This window comes from Enterococcus sp. AZ050 (genome assembly GCF_051715085.1).
Taxonomy (GTDB): Bacteria; Bacillota; Bacilli; order Lactobacillales; family Enterococcaceae; genus Enterococcus; species Enterococcus faecalis.
Genome location: NZ_JBIOTC010000001.1, coordinates 2,647,653 through 2,671,878, shown reverse-complemented (window position 1 = coordinate 2,671,878; position 24,226 = coordinate 2,647,653). Strand labels below are relative to the sequence as shown.

General features: G+C 36.7%; 22 protein-coding genes and 1 tRNA gene. 4 read left to right on the top strand and 19 right to left on the bottom strand.

The genetic code is table 11. From position 1 onward, the window contains the following. Window positions 1-83: 83 nt before the first annotated feature. The 6 genes from IGJ04_RS13155 to IGJ04_RS13130 form a co-directional block, all read right to left on the bottom strand. The gene (locus IGJ04_RS13155; protein ID WP_163402545.1) at window positions 84-1,169 is read right to left on the bottom strand and encodes a hypothetical protein; all 1,086 of its coding nucleotides are present in this window, start codon (window positions 1,167-1,169) and stop codon (window positions 84-86) included. Window positions 1,170-1,311: 142 nt separating this feature from the next. Beyond that, a complete protein-coding gene (aspD, locus tag IGJ04_RS13150; protein WP_141417161.1) occupies window positions 1,312-2,922 on the bottom strand; it encodes an aspartate 4-decarboxylase in 1,611 nt (536 codons plus the stop codon). A 159-nt stretch (window positions 2,923-3,081) separates the two neighbouring features. After that, entirely contained in the window at window positions 3,082-3,492 is a 411-nt protein-coding gene (ndk, locus tag IGJ04_RS13145; protein WP_002381321.1) for a nucleoside-diphosphate kinase, read from the bottom strand. A 109-nt stretch (window positions 3,493-3,601) separates the two neighbouring features. Beyond that, window positions 3,602-4,255, bottom strand: coding sequence for a DUF4767 domain-containing protein (locus tag IGJ04_RS13140; RefSeq protein WP_002363425.1), 654 nt, complete (start codon window positions 4,253-4,255; stop codon window positions 3,602-3,604). A 42-nt stretch (window positions 4,256-4,297) separates the two neighbouring features. Next, window positions 4,298-5,242, bottom strand: coding sequence for an aminoglycoside phosphotransferase family protein (locus tag IGJ04_RS13135; protein WP_438709648.1), 945 nt, complete (start codon window positions 5,240-5,242; stop codon window positions 4,298-4,300). A 79-nt stretch (window positions 5,243-5,321) separates the two neighbouring features. Next, on the bottom strand, window positions 5,322-7,559 hold the full coding sequence (locus IGJ04_RS13130; protein WP_425137320.1) for an amidase family protein: 2,238 nt from the start codon (window positions 7,557-7,559) through the stop codon (window positions 5,322-5,324). Window positions 7,560-7,720: 161 nt separating this feature from the next. On the opposite strand from IGJ04_RS13130, the gene IGJ04_RS13125 reads away from it, so the two are divergent. After that, window positions 7,721-9,958 (top strand): ATP-binding cassette domain-containing protein, encoded by a 2,238-nt coding sequence (locus tag IGJ04_RS13125; protein ID WP_002358911.1) that lies wholly within the window; start codon window positions 7,721-7,723, stop codon window positions 9,956-9,958. 48 nt (window positions 9,959-10,006) lie between these two features. Here the strand turns inward: IGJ04_RS13125 and IGJ04_RS13120 are convergent, their stop codons facing one another. Together IGJ04_RS13120 and IGJ04_RS13115 are read right to left on the bottom strand one after the other, a co-directional pair. Next, window positions 10,007-11,062: an endonuclease subunit UvrC gene (locus IGJ04_RS13120; protein WP_002404466.1), complete on the bottom strand. Its 1,056-nt coding sequence runs from the start codon at window positions 11,060-11,062 to the stop codon at window positions 10,007-10,009. 22 nt (window positions 11,063-11,084) lie between these two features. After that, complete coding sequence (locus IGJ04_RS13115; protein WP_002404468.1) at window positions 11,085-11,669, bottom strand: hypothetical protein; 585 nt, start codon at window positions 11,667-11,669, stop codon at window positions 11,085-11,087. 176 nt (window positions 11,670-11,845) lie between these two features. Here IGJ04_RS13115 and IGJ04_RS13110 point away from each other — a divergent pair, with 176 nt between their 5' ends. Next, the gene (locus IGJ04_RS13110; RefSeq protein WP_002361424.1) at window positions 11,846-12,580 is read left to right on the top strand and encodes an alpha/beta fold hydrolase; all 735 of its coding nucleotides are present in this window, start codon (window positions 11,846-11,848) and stop codon (window positions 12,578-12,580) included. Then, the gene (gene mprF, locus IGJ04_RS13105) at window positions 12,577-15,108 is read left to right on the top strand and encodes a bifunctional lysylphosphatidylglycerol flippase/synthetase MprF (RefSeq protein ID WP_002355928.1); all 2,532 of its coding nucleotides are present in this window, start codon (window positions 12,577-12,579) and stop codon (window positions 15,106-15,108) included. Before IGJ04_RS13110 ends, mprF begins: the two co-directional genes overlap by 4 nt. A gap of 70 nt (window positions 15,109-15,178) precedes the next feature. Here the strand turns inward: mprF and IGJ04_RS13100 are convergent, their stop codons facing one another. Then, a complete protein-coding gene (locus IGJ04_RS13100) occupies window positions 15,179-15,991 on the bottom strand; it encodes a pyruvate, water dikinase regulatory protein (RefSeq protein ID WP_002355927.1) in 813 nt (270 codons plus the stop codon). Window positions 15,992-16,003: 12 nt separating this feature from the next. Continuing rightward, window positions 16,004-16,633, bottom strand: a complete 630-nt coding sequence (locus IGJ04_RS13095; protein WP_002355926.1) for a helix-turn-helix transcriptional regulator — start codon at window positions 16,631-16,633, stop codon at window positions 16,004-16,006. A 169-nt stretch (window positions 16,634-16,802) separates the two neighbouring features. Here IGJ04_RS13095 and ppdK point away from each other — a divergent pair, with 169 nt between their 5' ends. Next, window positions 16,803-19,448, top strand: coding sequence for a pyruvate, phosphate dikinase (gene ppdK / locus IGJ04_RS13090; protein WP_033626698.1), 2,646 nt, complete (start codon window positions 16,803-16,805; stop codon window positions 19,446-19,448). 113 nt (window positions 19,449-19,561) lie between these two features. Here the strand turns inward: ppdK and IGJ04_RS13085 are convergent, their stop codons facing one another. From IGJ04_RS13085 to IGJ04_RS13045, 9 genes are all read right to left on the bottom strand, one after another. Further along, complete coding sequence (locus tag IGJ04_RS13085; RefSeq protein WP_002355924.1) at window positions 19,562-19,894, bottom strand: putative quinol monooxygenase; 333 nt, start codon at window positions 19,892-19,894, stop codon at window positions 19,562-19,564. A 193-nt stretch (window positions 19,895-20,087) separates the two neighbouring features. After that, window positions 20,088-20,161, bottom strand: a tRNA-Arg gene (locus tag IGJ04_RS13080). A gap of 301 nt (window positions 20,162-20,462) precedes the next feature. Then, entirely contained in the window at window positions 20,463-20,978 is a 516-nt protein-coding gene (locus tag IGJ04_RS13075) for a DUF6933 domain-containing protein (RefSeq protein WP_325847827.1), read from the bottom strand. Window positions 20,979-21,111: 133 nt separating this feature from the next. After that, window positions 21,112-21,501 (bottom strand): ArpU family phage packaging/lysis transcriptional regulator, encoded by a 390-nt coding sequence (locus IGJ04_RS13070; RefSeq protein WP_325847828.1) that lies wholly within the window; start codon window positions 21,499-21,501, stop codon window positions 21,112-21,114. A gap of 647 nt (window positions 21,502-22,148) precedes the next feature. After that, window positions 22,149-22,235 carry a putative holin-like toxin gene (locus IGJ04_RS13065; protein WP_219376566.1) on the bottom strand — a complete coding sequence of 29 codons (87 nt, stop codon included), beginning with the start codon at window positions 22,233-22,235 and terminating at the stop codon, window positions 22,149-22,151. A 286-nt stretch (window positions 22,236-22,521) separates the two neighbouring features. Further along, complete coding sequence (locus IGJ04_RS13060; RefSeq protein WP_438760773.1) at window positions 22,522-22,725, bottom strand: cold-shock protein; 204 nt, start codon at window positions 22,723-22,725, stop codon at window positions 22,522-22,524. 187 nt (window positions 22,726-22,912) lie between these two features. Next, the gene (locus IGJ04_RS13055) at window positions 22,913-23,251 is read right to left on the bottom strand and encodes a hypothetical protein (RefSeq protein ID WP_438760775.1); all 339 of its coding nucleotides are present in this window, start codon (window positions 23,249-23,251) and stop codon (window positions 22,913-22,915) included. Continuing rightward, window positions 23,241-23,831 carry a hypothetical protein gene (locus tag IGJ04_RS13050; protein WP_438760777.1) on the bottom strand — a complete coding sequence of 197 codons (591 nt, stop codon included), beginning with the start codon at window positions 23,829-23,831 and terminating at the stop codon, window positions 23,241-23,243. Before IGJ04_RS13050 ends, IGJ04_RS13055 begins: the two co-directional genes overlap by 11 nt. 15 nt (window positions 23,832-23,846) lie before the next feature. Beyond that, window positions 23,847-24,170: a phage replication protein gene (locus tag IGJ04_RS13045; RefSeq protein ID WP_438840285.1), complete on the bottom strand. Its 324-nt coding sequence runs from the start codon at window positions 24,168-24,170 to the stop codon at window positions 23,847-23,849. Window positions 24,171-24,226: the final 56 nt, after the last annotated feature.

The following is a 24,226-nucleotide window of genomic DNA, read 5'->3' as shown; positions in this document are numbered from 1 at the left end:
AACTCACTTTGGTTTAGCTGATAATCTTAAGATTACGAAAGTGGGGCATAAGTCGAAACGACTTATGCCCCACTTCCGTTTTTTTATTCCTTCAATGAATTTTGAAACGTGCTGATTTTTTCAGCCAATCTTTGATAAGTCGTAAAAGACGGATGCTTTAGCTCTTGTTCTTCGTTAACGGATAAAGTTTGTTGTGTCGTAATGGCCTTTGTTAGTGCATCTACAAAATGAATAAAAGAATTGTTGGTTTGTTTATTGTATCCTGGTGAATAATATTTCGATTGACGATAAAAAGGCCGCAGGGCTGTTTCTGTGATTTTTTCCTGTTCATCTGAAAAGTATTCATCATAGCTGACATGTTTTATTTTCTGCTCTTCTGTTATCACTTGAAGTCGAGCGATTAGGCCATTGCCTAAATCTTCTGCGTAACCGATATACGTTTCTTTCGATGGCTCTTTTAGCCAAGTGTCCATCTCTGCTGCTAAAGGCATTAATCCTTCACGCGCAGAAGTTGATGAACCGCGTACCGTATAAAAATTACCTGTGACACGATTTTCGTCACGCATTTGTTTTTCTACATAAGTAATACCATTAACAACGGTGACTAACGTATCGTCTGTGCGTGTGTTGCTTGCTTGAAATTCAGGATAATCCGACAGGCGTTTGTTGACACCCGAATAGCGTGTATCATAATAAGGGTCACTAGCAAACTCTGTAAACTCAACATTCAGAATCCTTTGCGTTTCAGGTTCCGTAATAATCTCTACAATGCCGTAATTTCCGCCAGTAAATACACCTTCATTTTTATAATAGTTACCCGTCATTAATCCCAAAGGCGGTTGATTGGACCAAAACATTTTTTCCTTTTTTTCTTCTGGTGTATATTTTGCTGGTGGGGTTGTCCCAAATGTCGTTTGTGTGGCCCCTGTAACCACTTCGTAAGTGTATTCATGAGAATCAAAAGTCAATTGATTAGCAATCAGTTCGTCATTTTTAGTCGGCGCTTGTTTTTCCACCGCAGAAGTCGTTTGATTGGTGACGGTAACTTGCTTCACTTGCTTTGTCTCTTGCGGACCACTTGTTGTTTGTTTCGTTGGCTCTTGATCTGGCGTACAACCGACCAAAACAAATAATCCGATAAAAACCAACATTCCTTTAATATGTTTCATTCACTTCTCTCCTTTTTATAAACGCTTAATTTCCTCTTATCTCCAGTGTAGCAAACATTTATAAACCAAAACTGACGGAAAAATGAATAAATAATAAACAAAAACGCTAAGTCTCCTGCAGCTTAAGAGACTTAGCGTTTTTTTATTTAATTGCTTGGCGCTTTTGGCGCAACCACTCTTCTTTAATGTGTTCAGATAGGCGAATCATTCGTTTACCAACTTCACTATATTGGTTAGTAGCTAAATTAGCTAAAGAAATTCGAACTGACCATTTGTCACTCCCGAAAGCATCCGCTTTTAAAAGCATTAATTTTTCTTTTTCTGCTAACGAAGTTAATACTTTTGTGATCGTCCACGATTTCGTTAAATAACTTGAAAATTCTGGGCCATAACGTTTTTCTGTCCAATCTCTAAAGTTAATTTCACAATAGTATGCTGTATTTAAACTTGCTAAAGGCTCTTCAATGCCTAAGGTGCGGAACAAGAGCTTTTCACGCGTATGACAAATATCCATCACTTCGTCTTTATATGCTTGACCGTCTTTTAACAAAGCATACAAACTAAATAAAGCCATCATTGCTTGCTGAATAGAAGAAAGTCCCGCTGCATGGTTCAACGCAATATCGCGGCTGTCTGCGACTAAGCGGCTGATAAAGTTAATTTGGCTTGTGTCTGCATTCAATGTAGCATAACGTGCCTGTAATTCCATTTTTCGAGCCACTGGCAATTCTTTTAATAATTGATCAAAGATGTTCTCTTGACTGACCGCAATAGTCCCCACACGCCAACCGGTAGCGCCAAAGTATTTAGAATAAGAATAGATACAGGCTGTATTGTAAGGTAACTCCGTAAATAGTGAACGGAAAGCTGGCACAAAGGTTCCGTAAACGTCATCTGTTAAAATCATTAACTTAGGGTTATCCACTGCAACGATTTGTTTGATTTGTTCAATGGTAGGTTTTCCCATAGCATTAGCAGTTGGATTGCTGGGATTTACGACAAAAACCGCTTTGATGGACGGGTCTTTTAGTTTATCAATTTCCTTGTTTGAGTATTGATACGTCGTTTTTCCATCAATAATCATTTGCTCTGCTTTGATTTTAACCACGTCAAAGTCATAACGTGGTAGTTCTGGAATTTCTAAATAAGGAGCAAACGTTGGTAATAACAACGCAATACGATCACCTTTTTCTAGTAAATAATTATTTGCCAACGTATCAAACAAGTAACAAATCCCTGCTGTACCACCCTCAACGGCAAAAATATCAAACGGTTGTGCTTCGCTGGAAAATAATTCTTGATTTAAATATGCTTTAATCGGTTGTTCACACGCCTTCAAGCAACGAACAGGATTCAGATAATTATCCCCAATCACATAGTCTAACATGGCATCTAACCACATTTCCTTATCCATCCCAAAATAGTTATGCTCTGCTGTCCAAATTTCTTGTAAGAAGGTTGCCCCTTTGCTTGGATTTTCTGCTAAAAAGTTTAAGAAGCGTTGCGTTCTACCAAAACTTGGCTGAATCATACCAGCCGTTTGTTCGCTCCCCTCTCTTAACGTTTCTTTTGTAGCAAATTGACCTAATAAAAAAAAGGCTTCCCTTGGTGTTGGCGCCGTCCAATTAGGATTGCCTCGCCCTGCATTTAACAATGTTTCTAAATTATGATTTTCTTCATGTAATTTCTTCTCTAAAAATAGACTTAATTCAAACGGACTAAGGTTTTCTGTCAATTCATCACTTGTTATCATTTTATCCTCCTGAAGCACACGCGGTCATTTAGTATTTAGTATGTAGTCTATACTACTCTTCTACCTCCAGATGTCAACCATTTAAGCGGAATATTCTGACAATTAATAAAAAAGAAACAATCCTTTATAAAAAATAAAGGATTGCTTCTTTTTCGCTGATTAACCAAAGAACCGTTGCATCTCAATTTTTGCTGATTGAACAGAATCAGAAGCATGGATTAAATTTTTGGTGACAGACAACCCATAATCCGCTCGTAAGGTGCCACTTTCAGCATCTAACGGATTCGTTGCTCCAACTAATTTACGCACTTTTTTAACCACATTGTCCCCTACAACGACCATCACAACCACTGGGCCACTTGTCATATAGGCTAATAATTCAGGGAAAAATAGTTCATCTTTTAAATGCTCATAGTGTTCCTTCACTGTTTCTACTGTTAGTCGTTCGAATTTAAGGTGCAATAAGTCAATACCTTTATCTTCAAAACGTTGAATGATTTTGCCAACTAACTTTCGTTCAACGCCATCTGGCTTAATAATTACTAAACTTGTTTCCTTCATTTTTTCCATCCCTTTCAAAACTTCCTTTTGCCCTTTCCCAAGGGGTAGCTACAGAATAAAATGAAAGCGGATACTTTGTCAATGATAAATTTTCTTTTCCTTTTGATTAAATAAAAAATTAAAGATTATTCACAAGGTTTGTGAATTGTTCTTTCAGTTCTGTATTACTTGTTTCTTTTAAAAACAAATAAGGTTGCTCTTCTACTGGCTGTTCTTTACTCACATAAACTTTGGCTTCACCATTCACTAAAGTAAATAAATAGACATGCTTCTGGGCAACTTGTGTCGCACTGTCAGAGTATACTGCCACCAGACAATAACCCCCTTCGCTGCCTGTTTCTGACCAATTTAACCAAATGGGATTGTTCCCAATAGCTGGTTGTATTTTAGGTTCATAACTCAATAAATCATCAGGCACTTGAATCGTGTAAAAAGCTACAGAGTGACCTGGTTGGTACGCTTGATAGTTCTGATTGCGTTCTTGACCCCAGATTTCCATGTATTGTCCTAACTGTTTTGCTTTTTGCTGATTCCAAATCGTCCCTTCTTCTGTAACTAATTCAGTTAATTCTTGTGTTTGCGTTGTTTGCTCTAATTCCAACGCCGTGGTTTGACTAACTTCGGTTGCTGAAATCGCTCTTGTTTCTTCAGTATTTACATTGTTTGTTTGTACGGTTTGTACTTTCTGTGATTCCTCTTTCGATTTTTGCCAACCACAGCTAGATAAAACGCTTCCAACAACCGCTATCATAATAATCCCGTTTAGTTTCATTTTTTAAACTCCTGTTTTTATTTTTATTCTATCGAAATAAACCTAAAATCTCAATCCCTTTCTTTGGATAGTTGAAAACCATTTGGGAACTAGTAATTCTCCACAATTATAGTCCTCTAGTAATTGTTGGTATTGCTGTTCCATAGTCCTGATTTCTTTTTCACCAAAGCTCAGTGCCCAAACTAAAGAATAGAGTCCTGCGTGAAAAGTATAAAGCTTTTGAAACTGCCAAAATAAGGTAGGAACTTTCCCAGCAAAATAACCTTGTAATTGACCATAAGCAAACAATGGCGAAACATTTCTTGAAAAAAATTGTAACTTGTAAAATTCTTCATAAGGATCCCCAAAATCCCATCGATTAAAATCAATCACACCGACCTGCCTAGTTGGCAAGTAAATAAAATTTCCTACATGGAAATCTCCATGCTGATAAACTACAGGCCGTTGTTGCAATAACGGTAATTGTTTTTCTAAATATGAAATTATTGGCTGCTGGTACGGCATACAAAATTGAGATTCCTTATACTTATTTAGTTGGCTCTGCTTTTTTTCGTATAAATTTCGCGCAATCTCTCTTTGACTAATCCTTTCAGGCAACAAAAGCTTATGGATTTTGTTTAAATAGCGGCCTGCCTCTACGCCTAAGTTCAGTTGTCCTTTGGGAGAAAGAGCGGGTAAAACACCGCTTAAGTCTTCACCTTCTAGATACGTTAATAACATGTATCCTTGTTCACTTTCAGGAATAGGTGCACATAAAAAAGGTTTAGAACTGGGAAATCCTAACGCCGCTACTTTTTTGATAAATTGATATTCTTGTTGTTTAGCTAATAACTCTTCTTGTTGAAAAATTCGCAATAAAAAGGTTTCTTGATTTTTGGTAATTTTAAACTTTAAATCAGTTGACCAACCACGGTGAATAGCTTCAACTTTTTGCCATTGCTGAAACGCTGGAATCTTCTCAAACGCCCTCATTACTTTCGCCTCCATTTCCCTATTGGTTTTAGTATACCAAAGAAAAAAGGCTGGAGACAATTGGGGATAAATTGTCTCCAGCCTTCACTGATTATCATTTTCTAGTTTTCCTTATATAAATCGTTCCACTCGTTACTAAGAAAGCTCCTCCTAAAACAATCCAGAAAGTACTAGGTACTTCTGCACCTGCTTTTGGTAATACTTTTTTGGGAAGCTGTTCTTGTTTCCCAATCATACTTTTATTAGAAAAAGCATGCGTACTTTCTGTTGATTTGGTTCCCTGATTTGCTGATGAATTCAGCGAATTAGCTAAGGATGACTCACTAGTAGTTTTTCCAGCTTTGTCTGGGTTTTGGTTTTGGTTTTGGTTTTGGTTTTGGTTTTGATCTTTTCCTTCGATTGGTCCTTCACTTGTTTTTGTTTCTTTGTCTTTTTCTGGTTTGCCACTTGCATCTGAGTCTTTATCTTTTTCTGGTTCGCCACTTGCATCTGGTTCTTTGTCTTTATCTGGTTCGCCGCTTGCATTTGGGTCTTTGTCTTTGTCTGGTTCGCCACTTGCATCTGGCTCTTTGTCTTTGTCTGGTTCTTCTACATGTGGTTGATTTATCTTGTGGTTATTTTCAAATAAAGCACCTAATTGTAGCAATGTTCGGTCTTCATTTAATGCACTATTAAATTGAATCCCCAAAGGCAGTCCTTCTTTTGAAACGTAAGTTGGTACACTTAATGCTGGATGTCCAAATAAATTTGCTTGTTGTGTAAACGGTGTATATGTGAACGCCGTCAGCCATTGGTCATAAATCAATTGTTTTTGTTCTGCTGGTGACAATTGATCAATTTTTTCCATCTGTGCTGCATGTTCTGGTTTTAGTAACGGATTATCAATACTAGGTGCCGTGGCAGCTGTCGTTGGTGTTAATAAGATAGGATACTGTTGATAAAATTCGTCCATCGCTTGTGCTTGTAAAGCAATATCTGTCCAAGCCGCAGTTGTCTCTTCACTCGTTATATTTTTTCCTGTTTGAAAAAGCGCCCATGTTAACAGTTCTACATCATTTCGTTCAAGCGGTCTTTTCAATTTCTGCCGCGCCATAAAATCGGCAATTCCTGCTGAGCCAGCAGCTACAGTATAATAATTTTTCATTAGACGTTCCCCATCAACAGGGTGCTTCACTTCAACCAATGTGTACCCTTGGTCTTTTAAAAAAGCAACAGCTTCAGCGACCGCCTCTTTTGCTTCGGCACTTACAGGCGTTCCGGCAGGAGATTCTGTTGTATAAGCAATGGGTTGCGCTTGACTTAAATGTCCCGCAGGAAGATCTTTTTTGGTTAATAAGGTTTCAAATAATGCATTTGTATCCGCCACGGTTCGACTTAAACCAAAGTGAACAGTTTGACCTTTTGCACTATTAGAATTGCCAATGATTACTCCTCTAGAAGGTTTCAAACCTACGGTGCCTGTCCAAGAAGCAGGGATGCGGATAGAGCCACCAGCATCACTTCCAGAAGCAATGGGAACAAATGCCGCGGCGACACTAGCACCCGCTCCGCCTGAAGAACCACCTGAATAATGGTTAGGATTCCATGGATTGACGGAAACACCATATAACTTCGAATCTGAAATATTCTTCCAACCTAATTCTGGATAATTCGTTTGACCAATGATTATGAATCCGGCATTTTGTAGTGCTTTGACAAAGGTCGATGTCCCACCAGCTACTTGATCTTGGAGAAAACCAAAACCGTTCGTGTTGCTTTCACCTTTCAAGGATTGTCCTAACCCTTTTAGTAAGAGCGGCACACCTAGAAATGGTTGACCTGTATCTTGTAAAGCTTTTGCTTCTGTCAAAGCCGCTTCTTCTCGTAAAGTAATGACCGCATTTAATGTAGGATTTTCACGTTTAGTGATGGCCAACGCAATTTTTACTAATTCTTCGCTCGTCACCTTTTTTTCTCTTACTAAAGTTGCTAACTCCAGTGCAGTTGCTTGTTTATAATCTGCTTCTGAAAAAGCATTCTCTGCAGAAACAGCTTTTCCATCTGTATCACTATTTTGTATCTCATTTGTGGTTTCAGTGGTTACTGCAACCACATTTCGGCTACTGCTTTCGGCGATTGTCGAAGAGGATTCTTTTTCCTGCATCACCGTTTGGCTAGTAGTTTCAGATTCCAAGTTAGCTACCGTCTGACTGGTTTCTGTTGTTACTGATTCCGTCTCTGTTTGAACGGTTGTTTCTAGTATACTTTCTTGTGCCAACATTGGTACCCCTACCAGTGTTTGGCTAATTAATAAAATAATCCCTAACTTTTTGAACAAAATCGACTTCTTCATAAGTCACATCCTTTATCTATTAATACAGTTAAAAAATCTGTATTACTTATAGCATAAATGAAAGCGATTAAAAAGTAAAGTTCTCTTGAACATTCCCATGTTCAACTTTTAGGCTAGGTTCTTTTTATATGCTAAAATAGAATAGAAACGGAGGTTTTTTAATGGAATGGATTGAAATTAAGCACGCAACACAAAATAATTTGAAGAATATCTCTGTCAATATCCCTAAAAAGCAACTAACTGTTGTTACTGGACTTTCGGGTTCAGGAAAGTCCTCCTTAGTATTTGACACATTAGCCGCTGAATCACGTCGTGAACTAAATGATACATTTAGTTCGTTTGTTCAAAATTACTTACCCAAATATGGTCGTCCAGAAGTTGAAAAAATCGAGAATCTTCCTGTTGCAATTGTCATTGACCAGAAAAAAGTAGCAGGTAATTCTCGTTCGACAGTGGGAACGTACACAGATATTTATACGTTTTTACGTTTGCTGTTTTCACGAGCAGGTTCTCCATTTGTTGGTTATTCAGATACTTTTTCGTTTAATCATCCGGATGGAAAATGTCCAACATGCGATGGCTTAGGAAAGATTACCGAAATCAATCTTCATCAGCTAGTTGATTATGACAAATCATTAAACGAAGGGTCTATCGATTTCCCCACATTTACAGTTGGCAACTGGCGGTGGAAGCGTTATGCCCATAGTGGTCTATTTGATTTGGATAAAAAAATCAAGGACTATTCCCCTGAAGAGTTAGCATTATTTTTATATGCTCCACAACAAAAACTAGCTAATCCACCCAAAGAGTGGCCTCATACAGCTTTGTATGAAGGAATCGTCCCGCGCATGCAACGTAGCATATTGCATACAGACGAAGGCAAACGTCATCAAAAATACCTTAATCACTTTGTTACCGTAAAAAGATGTCCTGATTGTTTAGGAAGTAGAGTCAATGAACGTGTTCGTAGCTGCAAAATTAATCAGAAAAGTATTGCTGATGCTGTTGACATGCCACTCACTGAATTACATTCTTTTATTCGTTCGATGGACCTTTCCTTAATAAAAAATATTCAAGAAGAGCTACTTGTACGTCTAGAAGCATTAATTAATATCGGTCTCTCCTACCTCACATTAGGACGAGCAACTGAAACACTTTCTGGTGGTGAAGCACAGCGGATTAAAATTGCTAAGTATGTAAACAGCGCCTTAAACGATATTATGTATATTTTAGATGAACCAAGTGCTGGCTTACATCCAAAGGACATCGAACGGATCAGTCGTGCATTGCTCAATTTAAAAAATAAAGGAAACACCGTGGTTCTGGTGGAACACAATCCACAATTAATTAGAGAAGCTGATTTTATCATCGATATCGGACCTTTCGCAGGCGAAAATGGTGGCCATGTCCAGTTTTCAGGAACGTATGACGCATTTTTAGCCTCCAAAACCTTGACTAGTCAAGCCCTTCAAGAGCCGCTCCCTTTAAACGACCAACCAAGAAAAGTAAGGAAGTCTTTAACAATCGAACATGCGACACTGCATAATTTAAACAATCTATCTGTCGAAGTTCCGTTAGGAGTTTTGACTGTTATTTGTGGGGTCGCTGGTTCAGGTAAATCATCATTAGCGGAAGAAATTTATCAAAAAGCCCAGGCTGATAACCAAGAAATTATTCATCTTTCACAAAAAAGCATTACCGCAAATTTACGATCCACACCAATGACCTATCTCAATATTTTTGATAAGGTCCGCAAACTGTTTGCGGAAGAAAATCATGTTAGTCCAGCTTTATTTAGCTATAATTCCAAAGGCGCCTGTCCTACTTGCAAGGGGAAAGGAATAATTGTCTCCGATATGTCTTTTATGGAGGATGTTACTAGTATTTGCGAAACCTGTCACGGAACGCGTTACAAAGAAGAGGTGCTTCATTATCTGTATAACGGAAAAAATATCGTTGAAGTACTAGCTTTAAGCGTTAAAGATGGCTATGATTTTTTCAAAGACCAGCCTTTTGCTCTTTCATTAAAAAATTTACTAGAAGTTGGCTTAAGCTATCTTAAACTCAATCAATCGCTCTCAACATTATCTGGTGGCGAATTGCAAAGGGTAAAATTAGCAGACACACTTCACCAAAAAAAAGCTATCTATTTAATGGATGAACCTACAGATGGTTTACACTTAATTGATATCCAACAAAGTCTTCAACTTTTCAATCGAATGGTAGAAGAAGGAAACAGCTTGATTTTATTAGAACATCACATTGACGTGATTAAAAGTGCTGACTGGTTGATTGAACTAGGTCCCGAAGGTGGAGAAAAAGGCGGACAGCTTCTTTTTACAGGAACACCAGCAAATATGCTAAATTCCACTCATTCTATTACTAAAGGCTATCTATAAAATAAAAAGTACAAACGGTGCAAGCAATGAGCACCGTTTGTACTTTTTCTATTTCAATCCAACTTCCATCTTCACAGGTTGGTGATCTGTATATTTAAATTGTTCGTCCTTTGTTTTCACGCTATGAACAGCCACATTATCAGAAACAATAAAACCATCAATTACATACACTTGAGATGTTTCATAAGAGCCAGTGTAAGGCTTATTAAGCACCCGCACAGTCGGTTGTTGATCATCATAAGCAAGTGAAAAATGTTTAGGTAAGTCTGCAGGATCAATTTCTCCTGGTACCCAACCAGCTTCCCCTAAGTCAGGATATCGATGACTGCCTTTGAAAACTTGATTAAAGTCACCTCCAGCAATTACATAGTTTCCTTTAGCGTATTCTTGGGATAATACGTCAGCTAACTTTTTGCTTTGAGCAATCTTCCCATCCCCATTGTCATAGGCTTCCAAATGTAAGTTAAAAACCACTAATTCTTTGTCTGTGCCTTTAATTGAAAAGCGCGTTTCTAGAAGCGCTCGTTTTAAGTTACTAATGCTAACGGGCCAACGAAAGGGATTGGGTAAAGCAATGCGTTTAGCCTCTGTTATTTTTTCATTTGATAATGTTAATAAACCACTTTCTACTCGTCCAATCGGCGGCCAAGGAATGGGCACATAATCTACCTTAAAATTATAAGCAAATGCGCTGTTCAGCTGTAGCTGTTTTTGTAATTCTTCCTCTTGATTGACTTCATAAGAACGTTGCGAGCGACGATCGACTTCTTGGAATAAGTAAATCATCGCTGGTAATTCTTTTAAGGTTTCTTCAATGCCTGTTAAATTCTGTTGGACCATTGCCTTATTAACTGGTTGGACAGTTTTGCCACCGTCCATAAAAAAATCTTCTGTTTGTCCTAGGCCGGCATAGCCTATGTTATACGTGACTAAAGAAATGGATTGCTGTTTTTCGATGGTTTGTTCTGAAAATTGTTTATTTATAGCAACTGGTTCAACCGCTCGTGGTCGAAACTCTCGGAAGGTTAAATATCCTATCAAAATTAAAGCTATGCTTAGAAGAAGGACCATCAAGCTACCGAGATATTTAAAAAACTTTTTCATTGATTCCGATGTTCCTTTCACATTATGTCAAACCAAAAGTAGTAATTATCTTCGTTGCTACTTCTTCTGGTGTCATGTTTGAATTATTTATTTTCGTTATTTTTACATTTGGAAATGTACTTTCTAGTTCACCTTCGTGGCTTACTAATCGATGTTCTTTAAAGGTATTGAGTAATTCTTTTCGAGAAAAGTCGACATCGCGTTTTGAAGGTTTTGCCTCTAGCCGTTCTGGATGAACATTTCGTTCTAGGCGGATTGCTGTTGAAGAGACGAGTTCGACGAAATAGACGGCTTCATGTTTACTAAGAAAAATTTCTGATATTTCTTCTAAAAATTGAAAATCTTGTTCTTGATCAAAAGCAATCACCACTGTAAAAATAATGTTTTTTGTTGTATTTGTGGCTGGATTTTCGACAAAGGCATGAAAAAGTTCCTTTCTAACGGAATCAGACAATTGAAATGCACGTTCCGTATACCCAAGATAGTTTGCAAATAAGTCAATGGTTTGATGATTAAATAGTAATTTAGCATCTAACTGCTTTTCTAAAGCCTTGCCAACGGTCATTTTCCCGACAGCTTGGGCACCAATTAAAACGATTAAAGACATCAACTTCCCCTCCTCTAGCCTAATTTTTAGGTGGCTATCTTCTACTATATCACACTATATTACAACACCTTACAAAACTGTTCGGAAAATTTTCTGTTTTTTATTACAAAAAAAAGACAAAAGACTCTATAATGAGAGAGGACTCGATTGATTATAGATGAGATAGGTGACGGAGAATGGCAATAGAAAAATATTTTCAAACAATAGATGGCAGTCAAATTTTTTATCAAATTTTTGGCAAAGAAACAAATTACCCCCTTGTGTTACTTCATGGTAATGGCAATGATCATACTTTTTTTAATTATCAAATTTCTTATTTCTCCAAGGAGTATCAAGTTATTGCGGTGGATACCCGCGGACATGGACGTTCCACCAATACACAAAGTCAATTAACTTTTCCGCTTTTAGCAGAAGATTTAGCTGGTATTATTCAACAAGAACACTTAACAAAAATTAATTTATTGGGCTTTAGTGACGGAGCAAATATTGCCATGGTTTTTACCCATTTATATCCTGATTTCGTCAACAAACTCGTCTTAAATTCTGGAAATGTCACCATGTCTGGTCTGAAAAAATATGTAACGATTGCCACTTATTTTCAATATTGGTTTTGTCGTATTGGCGCCTTTTTTTCAAAAAAATTGCGCGCACGGCTCCCTATCGTGGCTCTGTTATTTGAAGATACTGGACTGACAAAACAAGATTTAGAACACATCCCCTGTCCTACTCTTGTTATTACTGGCAGTCGAGATTTAATTGCGCTTTCCCATTCACGGGCGATTGCTGATGCCATTCCTGATGGTAAATTGGTCTTGGTAAATAAACAGGGTCATTTATTTGCCAAAAACTCACCAGATATTTTTAATAAAACAATCGAAAAATTCTTAAAGGAAATGAAGGTGTCTAAATGAAACAAATTATTCATTGGATCAAAACGCATACAGGATTACTAAAAACACTGTTTGTTATTGCGGTCTCAATTATTGTTGTTGCCCAACTTTTATCAATTGGTAAAACGATCTCATTTGAACAGTTAAAACAGATTTTTGATGAGATTCCGCTATGGAAATTGTTATTGATGATGGTTATCGGTTTAGTTTCCGTTACTCCGATGCTAAATTATGACTTAACATTAAATCGCATTTTAAACTTGAAAGTCTCAAAACGGGAACTCCTTGAATCTAGCTGGATTGTCAATACCATCAATAATATTGGTGGATTCGGTGGTTTGGTCAGCATGGGACTTCGTTCTGAATTTTATGGAAATAAAACAGAGGAAAAGAAAATTTTACCTGCGTTAACCCATATTTTACTTTTTGTGTTATCCGGTCTATCTATTTATAGTATTCTTTGCTTTTTCCTTGTTCAGTTTGATCCAAAGATGGCTTATTTACAGCAATATTGGATTTGGTTATTAGGTGGCGGTCTTTATTTCCCATTACTTTATCTTATTTTACATTTCCAAAAAAATAGTTCCTTTGGTAACCTCGATGCAAAAAATCGCTTATCTCTAGTTGTTTCTTCGTTTTTAGAATGGACAGGTGTTTTAATTACCTTTATCAGTATTGGTTACTTATTAGATGTACCGATTCCTTTAATTGATATTGTTCCTTTATATGTAGCAGCTTCGATTATTGGGATTGCTTCGATGATTCCAGGGGCTTTAGGTAGTTTTGATGTCATGATGATTTTAGGACTGAGCAACTTAGGTGTCGATCGTGAAATTATTGTTTTGTGGTTATTGCTCTATCGTTTATTCTATTATATTATTCCTTTCTTAATTGGCTGTTTGTTCTTTACAAAACACTTAAGCCAAAAGTTGGATACTCATTATCGTCAATTGCTAAAACAAATTACTTTGGAAATTGCCCACAAGCTGGAAGTGGTTTTACTTTATTTTTCAGGAATTATGATGGTGCTCCTAGCCACTATTCCAGAAGCCTTCACTCAAGTGCATTGGTTAAGAGATATTAACCCCTTCCGTTCTCATATTATTATTCAAATTCCGAGTATTGTCTTAGGCTTTGCATTATTAATTATGGGACGTGGGATTGCTGATCGTGTTAAAAGAGCCTATTATCCAACGATTATTTTATTAATTGGTGCTATCTTGTATTCATTTGTTGTTGACTTTAGTATGTTTTCCATTTTCTATTTAGCTATTTTATTATTTATCGTTATTTTTTCAAAATCAGAATTGTACCGTGAACAACTGGTTTACTCTTGGGAGTGGATGACGATTGATGGGTTTATCTTTGGCTTGTTGACTTTGTTATACCTGGTAATTGGTGTTTATAATTTACCGAACTTCCCACACCATCGTCATCATTTTGTGGAATTTTTCTTGTTCCCTTCCGAACGGATCTGGTTGTCAGGATTTATCGCTATCCTCTTAGTTATGAGTTTTAACTTTCTATTTGTTCGCTACCTTCAAGGGAAAAAACACCAAGTTGGTGAGTTTCCAGAAGATAGTATCTTGCATAATATCTTAACAACTTATGGCGGGAATATTGACAGTGAACTTGTCTTTCTTCATGATAAACAGGTTTTCTTATATCCCAAAGAAGAACCGACTGTCTTTTTACAATTCAACACCATTAATAATAAATGCGTTGTGATGGGCAACCCTTCTGGGAACAAAGAAGATTTTCCTGCGGCGATTGATGCATTCCTTAAAGAAACAGATCGTTTCGGCTATGTACCCGTCTTTTACGAAACCAATGAGGACAGCGTGATGTTACTACACGAATATGGCTACGAATTTATCAAAATGGGCGAAGAAGCCTTAGTTAATCTAGAAACATTTACGATGTCTGGGAAAAAATTCAAAGGTACCCGCGCAGTGTTTAATAAAATTACCAAAGCCGGCTATTCATTTGACGTACTCCAACCTCCTTTTAGTACCGAACAAATGCACGAATTAAAAGCTATTTCGGATAGTTGGTTAGACAATCGAAAAGAAAAAGGCTTTTCACTAGGATTTTTCGATGAAGCGTATCTTCAAAGAAACCCAATTGCTGTTGTCCGAAATGCTGAAGGAGAAATGGTCTCTTTCGCTAATATCATTCCTAGTTACACAAATGAAGTTGGTACCATCGACTTGATGCGTCACCATAAAGAAAAAGCCCCTTCTGGAAGTATGGATTTCTTATTTATTCATTTATTTGAATATATGAAAACAGAAAATATTCATTATTTCAATTTAGGGATGGCTCCGTTAGCCAATGTTGGTCAATCAAGAAAAAGTTTTATTCAAGAACGGATTGCTGCGTTAATTTATGAATTTGGTTCAGAAATTTACTCCTTCCAAGGATTACGCGAATACAAGGAAAAATTTGCTAGCAAATGGCAACCCCGCTATACACTTTATTCTAAAAGTAGTTGGATTGTCTACGTGATGATCGCTTTACTCATTGTCGATCAAAAAAATATTGACTAACAAAAAGAAGCCCAATTAAGTATAAAAAGCTTGACAACTTCACTGAAATTTAGTGAGGTTGCCAAGCTTTTTAATTTCTTTCATCTAGTTTTTCTTTAATCAAAAAGGCTGTTTCTTCGACAGATTTTGCGGTTACATCAATCACTGGGATACCATACTTCGCAAAAATTTCTTCAGCATAAGCTAATTCTTGTTCAATCCGTTCAACATTGGTATAACTGGTCTCATTACCTAAACCTAAGGAAGCCAACCGACTGCTACGAATCTGTCCTAATGTTTCTGGCGAACAAACTAAACCAATCATTTTTTGTGGATCCATTTCTTCCAAAATTGGCGGCAATGGAACTTCTGGAATTAATGGTAAGTTAGAAACGCGGTAGCCTTGATTTGCTAAATACATACTGACTGGCGTTTTTGAGGTCCGCGAAACGCCTAATAACAATATATCAGAATCAAGAAACCCTTGAGGATTTTTGCCATCATCATATTTTACAGCAAATTCAATCGCTGAGATTTTATCAAAGTAAGCACGATCTAGTTGGTGGCGTCGTCCAGGCTCTTCAATAGGATCTACTCCGGCTTTCGCTTGAATTAATTCAAAAAATGGCGCCATTAAATCTAAATATAACAACCCTGTTCGTTCACTAAATTCTTTCGCCGCTGTGATTAGTTGTTTACTGACTAATGTACTGACAACTAAGGCTTTATCTTTTAAGGCATCTTTTAAAATCTCTAATAATTCTTCTTCTGTTGTGACAAAAGAAAAATTGTATCGATTAAGAAAAGAAATATCTGGATATTGTGCGCTTGCTGCAGCTAACAATTTTTGTGATGTTTCTCCAAGTGAATCGGAAATAGTATAAACAATGATCTCTTTTTTCATAATTAAGCTCCCTTATCTGTTTTGTGCGGCTTCTTTCGCTTGTTGCGTAATATAGGTTAAAATTTTCGTTTTCGTAATTTTTCCAATAACTTTTTTAGGATTTTCTTTTTCAACGACTGGCAAAGAATCCACTTCGTATTTTTGCAAAGTGTCAGCAGCTTCAAGAATAGTAAATTCTGGTGTGCAGGTTTTCACATGTGGCACTCTTGTCATACAAACAGCAACAGGTGTGCCATCAATATTTGTATTTAAAGAGGCCCGTAATAAATCTTTTCGTGACAAAACCCCTAATAATTCTTTTGCTTCATCCATGACATAAAGAGAACCGACATCATACATAAACAAGTTGGTAATCGCATCTCGAATTGAGGTGTCTTGGGCAACCATCAATGGTGGACTCATGATCTCCTGAACTTTTGTTTGAAAAACATCAAAAAAGAAAAAAGCCTCCATATTATCACTTTCGTAAGTATAACCAACTTTCGGACTTGCTTTTAAAATTCCTGAAAGTGTTAAAAAAGACAAATCAGAACGCAATGTCGCACGTGAAACGGCTAGTATGTCCGAAATGCGTTCACCACTAACTGGCTGATGCTCTTTTACAACAGCGATAATTTGCTCTTGTCGTTTACTTAATTTCATCATTTCCTCCTCAATTCCTCTTAAACAAATTGTGCATTCGCTTACAATTATACACATATTTATTGTTTTTTCAACATATTGACAAGAAACTTTTTCTATTGACAAACTTATTTCCGTCAATTATGATGTTTATTGAACATATAAGACACATATTAAACGGAGGTCACGCATGAAAAAGTTTATTTATTCTTTTAACGAAACACACAATGAAGGTAAAGAGACTCTTGGTGGTAAAGGGGCGAACTTGGCAGAAATGACACGCTTAGGTTTGCCGATTCCGCAAGGATTCACGATTACAACCCGTTGCTGTATGGACTATTTGGCAGATGCTACTTTCTTTGAAGAACACTTACAATCAGAAATTTTGAAAGCGGTTAAAAATCTAGAAACTGAAACAGGCAAATCTTTTACCGCGGACAATGAGATTCTCTTAGTTTCCGTTCGCAGCGGTGCTGCCTTCTCGATGCCTGGTATGATGGATACTATTTTAAATTTAGGTTTAAATGATCAACGTGTGAAAAAATTTGCGACCTTAACCTCTCCTGGTTTTGCTTTTGACTGTTATCGCCGACTTATTCAAATGTTTGGAGACGTCGTCTATCACATTCCCAAAGAATTATTTGACCAACAAAAAGAGCGCTTGGAACAAGAGCTAAACAAAAAAATTACCGCTTTTCAAGAAGCAGATCATTTCGCCTTGATTGTCCGCTACCAAGAAGTTTTTGAACAACATCATGTGGTCTTCCCGCAAGACCCTGTCGCACAACTTTTTGAAGCAATCAAAGCTGTTTTTGATTCATGGAATAATCAACGTGCGGTGGTTTATCGAAACTTACATCATATTGCACATGATTTAGGTACAGCTGTCAACATTCAAGAAATGGTTTTCGGCAATCGTGGACTAGACAGTGGCACTGGCGTTGTTTTCACTAGAAATCCGGTCACAGGGGAAAATCAACTGTTTGGAGAGTTTCTTTTGAACGCGCAAGGAGAAGATGTAGTGGCTGGTATTCGGACGCCAGAACCCATTCGTCGTTTACGTTTGACTATGCCAAAAGTTTATCAAGATTTTCGCCATTACGCAGAACTTTTAGAATATCATTATCGTGACATGCAAGATATTGAATTTACCATTGAAAATGAAAAATTATATATTTTACAAACAAGAAACGGGAAACGAACCGCCGCAGCTACGGTTAAAATTGCTTTAGACTTAGCCAAAGAAAATCGCATTACTAAACAAGAAGCACTGTTGCGTGTGACACCTGATACGATTGATCAATTAATTCATCCCGTGTTTGATCAAGAGAAACGACAACACATGGAACGTTTAGCTATGGGACTTCCTGCTAGTCCTGGTGCAGCAAGTGGCCAAATTGTTTTTACAGCAGAAAAAGCCAAAGAACTGACCAATCTAGGAAAGAAAGTCATTCTTGTTCGTCAAGAAACTTCACCAGAAGATATTGAAGGCATGGTTGTAAGCGAAGCAATTGTGACCAGTCGTGGCGGAATGACTTCTCATGCCGCTGTGGTCGCACGAGGAATGGGAACTTGCTGTGTGACTGGTTGTGAAAGTTTAACCGTCAATGAAGAAACCAAACAACTACACTGCGGGCCACAGGTCATCTTAGAAGGAACAATCATTTCCGTCGATGGCTCAACGGGGGAAATTTATCTTGGCGAAATTCCTACAATTTCTGTTGATAATAACGATGACCTTCAAGAGCTCTTGTCTTGGGCAGATGCGTACGCTGATTTAACTGTTCGTGCCAATGCAGAAACTACACAAGATTTAGAGACTGCTATCCGTTTTGGCGCAGCGGGGATTGGTTTAGCGCGAACAGAGCATATGTTTTTCGGTGAAGAGCGTGTCTTGGAAATGCGTCGCCTGATTTTAGCAGAGTCTGAAAAGGAAGCAACCTATGCGTTGGAACAACTTCTTCATTTTCAACAGGAAGACTTTTATCAAATGCTGAAAGTAGTTCAAGACAAGCCCATGGTGGTCCGCTTGTTAGATCCGCCGATGCATGAGTTTTTACCTCATGAAAAGAATGATATTCAATTATTAGCGAAGCAACTACAACGGTTCCCGGTGACCATCGCCAAACAAATTGAACGGTTACAAGAAACCAATCCAATGTTGGGTCATCGTGGTTGTCGCTTAGGTGTGACCCAACCACAAATATACAAAATGCAAGTTACAGCCTTATTTACTAGTGCCATTCGATTAGTCAAAGAAGGAATTACTGTTTATCCAGAAGTGATGATTCCTCTAATCGCCGAAAAAGAAGAACTTCTCTATCTCAAACGCATTTTAAAAGAAACGATTGACGGTCTCTTTGAAGAACATAAAATGACTCCTTTCCCTTACGAAATCGGGACAATGATTGAACTACCTAGAGCTTGTCTGATTGCGGATCAGTTAGCAGAAGAAGCAGACTTTTTCAGCTTTGGAACAAATGATTTAACACAAATGACCTATGGTTTTTCTCGTGATGATATCGGTAAATTCATTAATACGTATCGGGAAAAGAAAATCATTACCCAAGATCCGTTTCAATCATTAGATCAAACAGGTGTTGGTCAACTGATTCAATTAGCTGTAGAGAAAGCGCGTCGCACTAAACCAAACATGAGTATCGGCGTATGTGGAGAAGTCGGTGGTGATCCGCAATCCATCACGTTTTTCCAAACACTTGGCCTAAACTACATCTCTTGCTCACCTTATCGGGTACCTATTGCGAAACTCGCAGCTGCCCAAGCCAAAATTTTAACCGAACCGGCTGTGACTGAAGAACAAATGGTCCTTCTTTAATTTAACGTGTGTAACAAATGATTCATCCTTACAAGATAAAAAGTGCTAGGAACATCAGTCGAAACGGCTGATGTTCCTAGCACTAATTTTTAAGATCAATGATTGCACTCTGGTTATTTTCTTATAAACGCAGCATCTTTTGTCAAGGGGTCTGTTACATCTGATACATATCTTTCTACTTTCATATGCAAATCATATTTTTCTCTAAGTTCCGTAATACGGGTCATCATTGGAGAAGCGTGGTGTTTGTCTAATGCTTCCTGATCTGTCCAACTATCAATCAGCAGAACTGTTTCTTCATCGTCCATTGGAAAAAAGTATTCATAGCGACTATTCCCTTTTTCTGCACGAATCGCCTCTACAATTCCGCTGGCAATCATTTCTTTGGCAAATTCTCTTGCACCTCCATTTGTCCCACTATAATAAATATTTATAGTAATCGCCATCTGTCTTCCCCCTTAAATTTACTTGCCTTTTTACGTTCCCAACTAAGGTTATTCAGCATTTTACTGTGTTTTTCTGTGTTCGAAATCACTATAATATAGCAATTCTGTTTTGTAAAGAAAAATAGAATTCTAAAATTTTTGGCACAAATAAAACAAAACACCTATCAAATCAACATTTGAAAGGTGTTTTTTACGTTCCCGACTGGAATTGAACCAGCGACCTACCGCTTAGGAGGCGGTTGCTCTATCCTACTGAGCTACGAGAACAAATTATGTTATTTAATTAATAACATATACTCTCATTTTACTTGATACAATAGGATTTTGCAACCTAGCCTATTCTATTAAATACACATAGTTTTTATTAAAAGCACAGACCTTTGCACAGACAAAACCACCACGCTGGTAGATGTTTTTTTACATAAAAAAAAGACCTGTAGCAGGTCCCATGACGGCTGGCGTATTTAGACTACGCTTAATACTTAGTATCAGTTTCATCATGTAATCAGTCTAGGTATGATACCTATCTGTTACTTAAGCATATTGTTTTATTTCTCTAGTGTCAACATTAAATTAATTTATCTAGTTCTCTTTTAGCTATATCTTTACTAAATGAAAAGCTAGGAGTTAATCTCTTATAAGGAATATTAGCTAACTTTTCCATAATTTTTGGTTGTAAGACAGTATTAAAGTCAATATCTTCCGGATTTGATTTAATAATTTGAATCATGTTATTTGTTACGCTAATCATAGAAGGATTGTAGTTTGATAACAATTCAACTTTACCTGCCATTAGAAAGTACTTTTTTATTTGAACCGAAGAAATTCCACTATAACTAAATGTTTCCTCTATCCCTTGCTTAACATATTCCTCTAGCCACTTTTTATTTTTCGCATTGATATCAGCTAAAACTATAGATGAATTAGATAGCTCATTGACTAATACTAAAACTTTTTTTCTGTTCACAGTAAAATAGTTCGCATGCCATGAATAAAAAGAACATTCATTGTTTTCGATTTTATTTTGAGAATAATCAAAAAATGAAAATAAAGGTAACGCTTTTTTTGTTGGAATAATATTCATAATCCTACCTCCAGTGTTTGCTTCTTTCACTTCTATTCTAACCAAAGTTTCTTGTACTATCTAGTTCTTTTATAGAAAAAATAAGCTGTTCATTACATATAATTATACTCTCTTTTTTTATACAGAGAGCCAACTAAAACAAAAGATCTTCATAATGATATGCCTCAGCAAATTCTACTAACGCTAACGCGTGATGGCGTTCTAAAGATTTTATACTCCATCCCATCATATCTGCTATATATAACTGAGTTTTGTGTTTTTGATAAATGTAAATGCGTTCTAATAATTCTTTGTGTTCACTATCTAACATCTCTAGCGCCTCTGAAATGCTTTGTAAGATGTTTTGGGCATCTATACGGTTAATTAGTCTATTTTCGTTATAATTAACTCTAGAAACGTTTTTAGGCATATCTGACAACACAACAGACTTTAAAGAGTCATCTTTTCCAGCAATTCTTTTATACTTGTCATAGTTCTTTAAAACTTTTTTCGCTCGCTGCCTGATTTCTTTTTCTGATACCATCAAATCACCCTTTTATGTTATAATTGAGGTACCATAATTCTATAAGTCTATTTGCTAAACTCTCCTTTTTAACTGACCAGATGTTCTTAGGTCAGTTTTTTTATTCGTTCAAATCACTGCGAGAAAAAGGGCTTTTTTCTGCACGGTTTTGACGACTAAAAATAACGCTAAACGTTGATATTTATACATTTTTTATTCAGGAAAAAAATTTTTTAAATCCTCTCGCTATTGGAAAAGTTCCCATAACCGTTTTCCCTAGTCTCTTTTTATTCTTTTAATAAAGGGGGGTGTACGTGAGAACTTTTATTTTTTTGGACAGTTGACCCCATCCACCGGTTTGTCATTTGAGCTTTTCCGATGATTTTTTTTGGTGGGGGGTCATATGAGATTAGCCTGTGTGTTTTTCGGAGTTCCCCTCCCGTTCCCTAACCAATTTTATTTTTTTAATTAGAACGGGGGATAAGATTTCCATACCTAACAAAAAGCTTTAAACGTTCTACTAATTGATTGAATTTATCTCATTTCATGATATAATGAACTAAGAAAAAGGACGTGCTGCTAACACGCCCCAATGTAGAACCGTTAAAAAGACGGTAGCCTAGTAAATAGTTTTAGTAACCATCTACTCCTGCTAAAGTGTTAGATGGTTATTTTTTTGTGTTCGTATGGTCTATAATCAGCAAAACTAACGTTGCAAATGCAATCATTAGCGATAATGCTTCGAATACAGACATGCCTACTCCCTTCTAGGGATAAAGCTATGAACCATAGGCATCACCCCTTTATGCAAGAGATTAGCCACCATCTTTTCACTTTTCTACATGGATATTATACTAATAACTAAGCGTTTGTGCTATACTATTTTTATAGTGTCAATGTATCATAATCCTATTTATTTCTGTGTTAGCCCGAGTTATTTTTAACTCGGGCTTTTTTAGTTATCTGGCTTATTATAAGCAATTATATTTAACAAGATATGCAAAAAAGCCCATCTGGTTAGATGAGCTCATACATCGGTTATTATTTAACCACTACCACATTATAGGCTTGTGGGCCTCGTTTGCCTTCCATTACTTCATACTGGACTGTTTGCCCTTCTTCTAGTGTTTTATATCCTTCCGTTTGAATTGCTGTGTAATGAACAAAGATGTCCATTGCATCCTCTACGACAATAAACCCAAATCCTTTTTTAGCATCAAACCATTTTACAATACCTGTTTTCATATTAGAACATCCCACTTTCTTATTGATTGTAGTATTTTGTAGTATTTTTTTGGTAACAGATGGTTGCAACGTTACCTTTGGATAGTTGCAACCAATGCAACCATAAAGCGATAACCTCTAGTGCTTTGCTTTATTTTTATTGAGTTTGTTTTGAAAAAATTGAAAACTGAAATAAAAAAAAGATTTATTATTTCTTATTCTTTATCTGTTTTGCATAAGTAATCATCGCTTCTTTACTCCAGCATCCAGATTCAATCAATCGTTTCTCAATTTCTGCCATTTGTAGCCGATACTTCAAATCAGTATATAATCCTGTCTTTTCAGCATTTAAATTACCTAAAGGAGCACCACCGCCTTTGTTTCCTAGCGCGTTTTTATTTCCATATGGTGCACCTCTTTTTTTAGGTACACGAATATAAAAAACACCTTTTGAACGATTCAAGTAATAATCTCCCGTGAATAACGCACGTAGTAAATACTGAACTTGTCTTGCTTTTTCTTTAGGATGAATAGCCTTATTGCCCACTTACTATCTCTACTGACTTATCCATATACATTGTATACTCTTCTACTGCATTATTAACTAAACTTTCTGATGTCAATAAACGCATAGCATCTCCTGAATGGATAGCATTAATAAAATGTGGAAAAGCTCGTTCCAATTCTTCGACTTGTTCAATATCGGCTAAATAAGAGCGCCCTAAAACACGATACCCTTTATCTATTGCAATTTTTTCTAGGCGTCTTAAAATAGCATAATTATCCGAAAACTTTTCATAATATTTTTTCATTTCTAAAATAGTTACATCACTTTTACTAATCATTTCTAACTCTGCAAACTGTTCTGGTGTGATATTTTTAAAATAACTAGCATCTAATTCTGAATAGCGCAAAGCAATCTCTTTATCTACCAAATTTTGAGCATCTGCTTTCAGTCGCTCAAGTTTGCTATTTACTTCCGCTTTTACTTTTTCATTTACTTCATGGCAATACTCTGGTGCATACTTTTGCTTATTAGATTCTATCTCTTTCGCCAAATTCTCACGAATTGTTTTTGCTTGTTTTCCTAACTCGCTTAACTTTGTAATTACTTCTTTTAAACTCATATGTGTTACTCCTCTCTATTTATCTACTTCTAGTCCATGATATGCGTACTTAAGAACAATTCTAGCGGATTCAATGCGTATTTCTGGTACTTGCGCTGGATCACTCATCATTTCCACTAATACGGTTAAAGCATCTCCTGAAGCTCTTTGTATACGATTCGTTACTTGGCGCATTCGTTTACATTTTAACCGTTGATAAATTTCTAAAAATAATTTATCTTCCAAATACTTATGCCCTGTAGCTTCCTGTATATTAGCTTTTTTACAAGCTTGAGAAACAGTGTCACTTTCTAACAAAGCTCGTAAAAATTTCTTTTGTCTAACATTCAAATCAAGCATACTTTCCCTCCTTATTCAAATAAAAAAAGGGCTATATTTCCCAACTAAATGGGAAA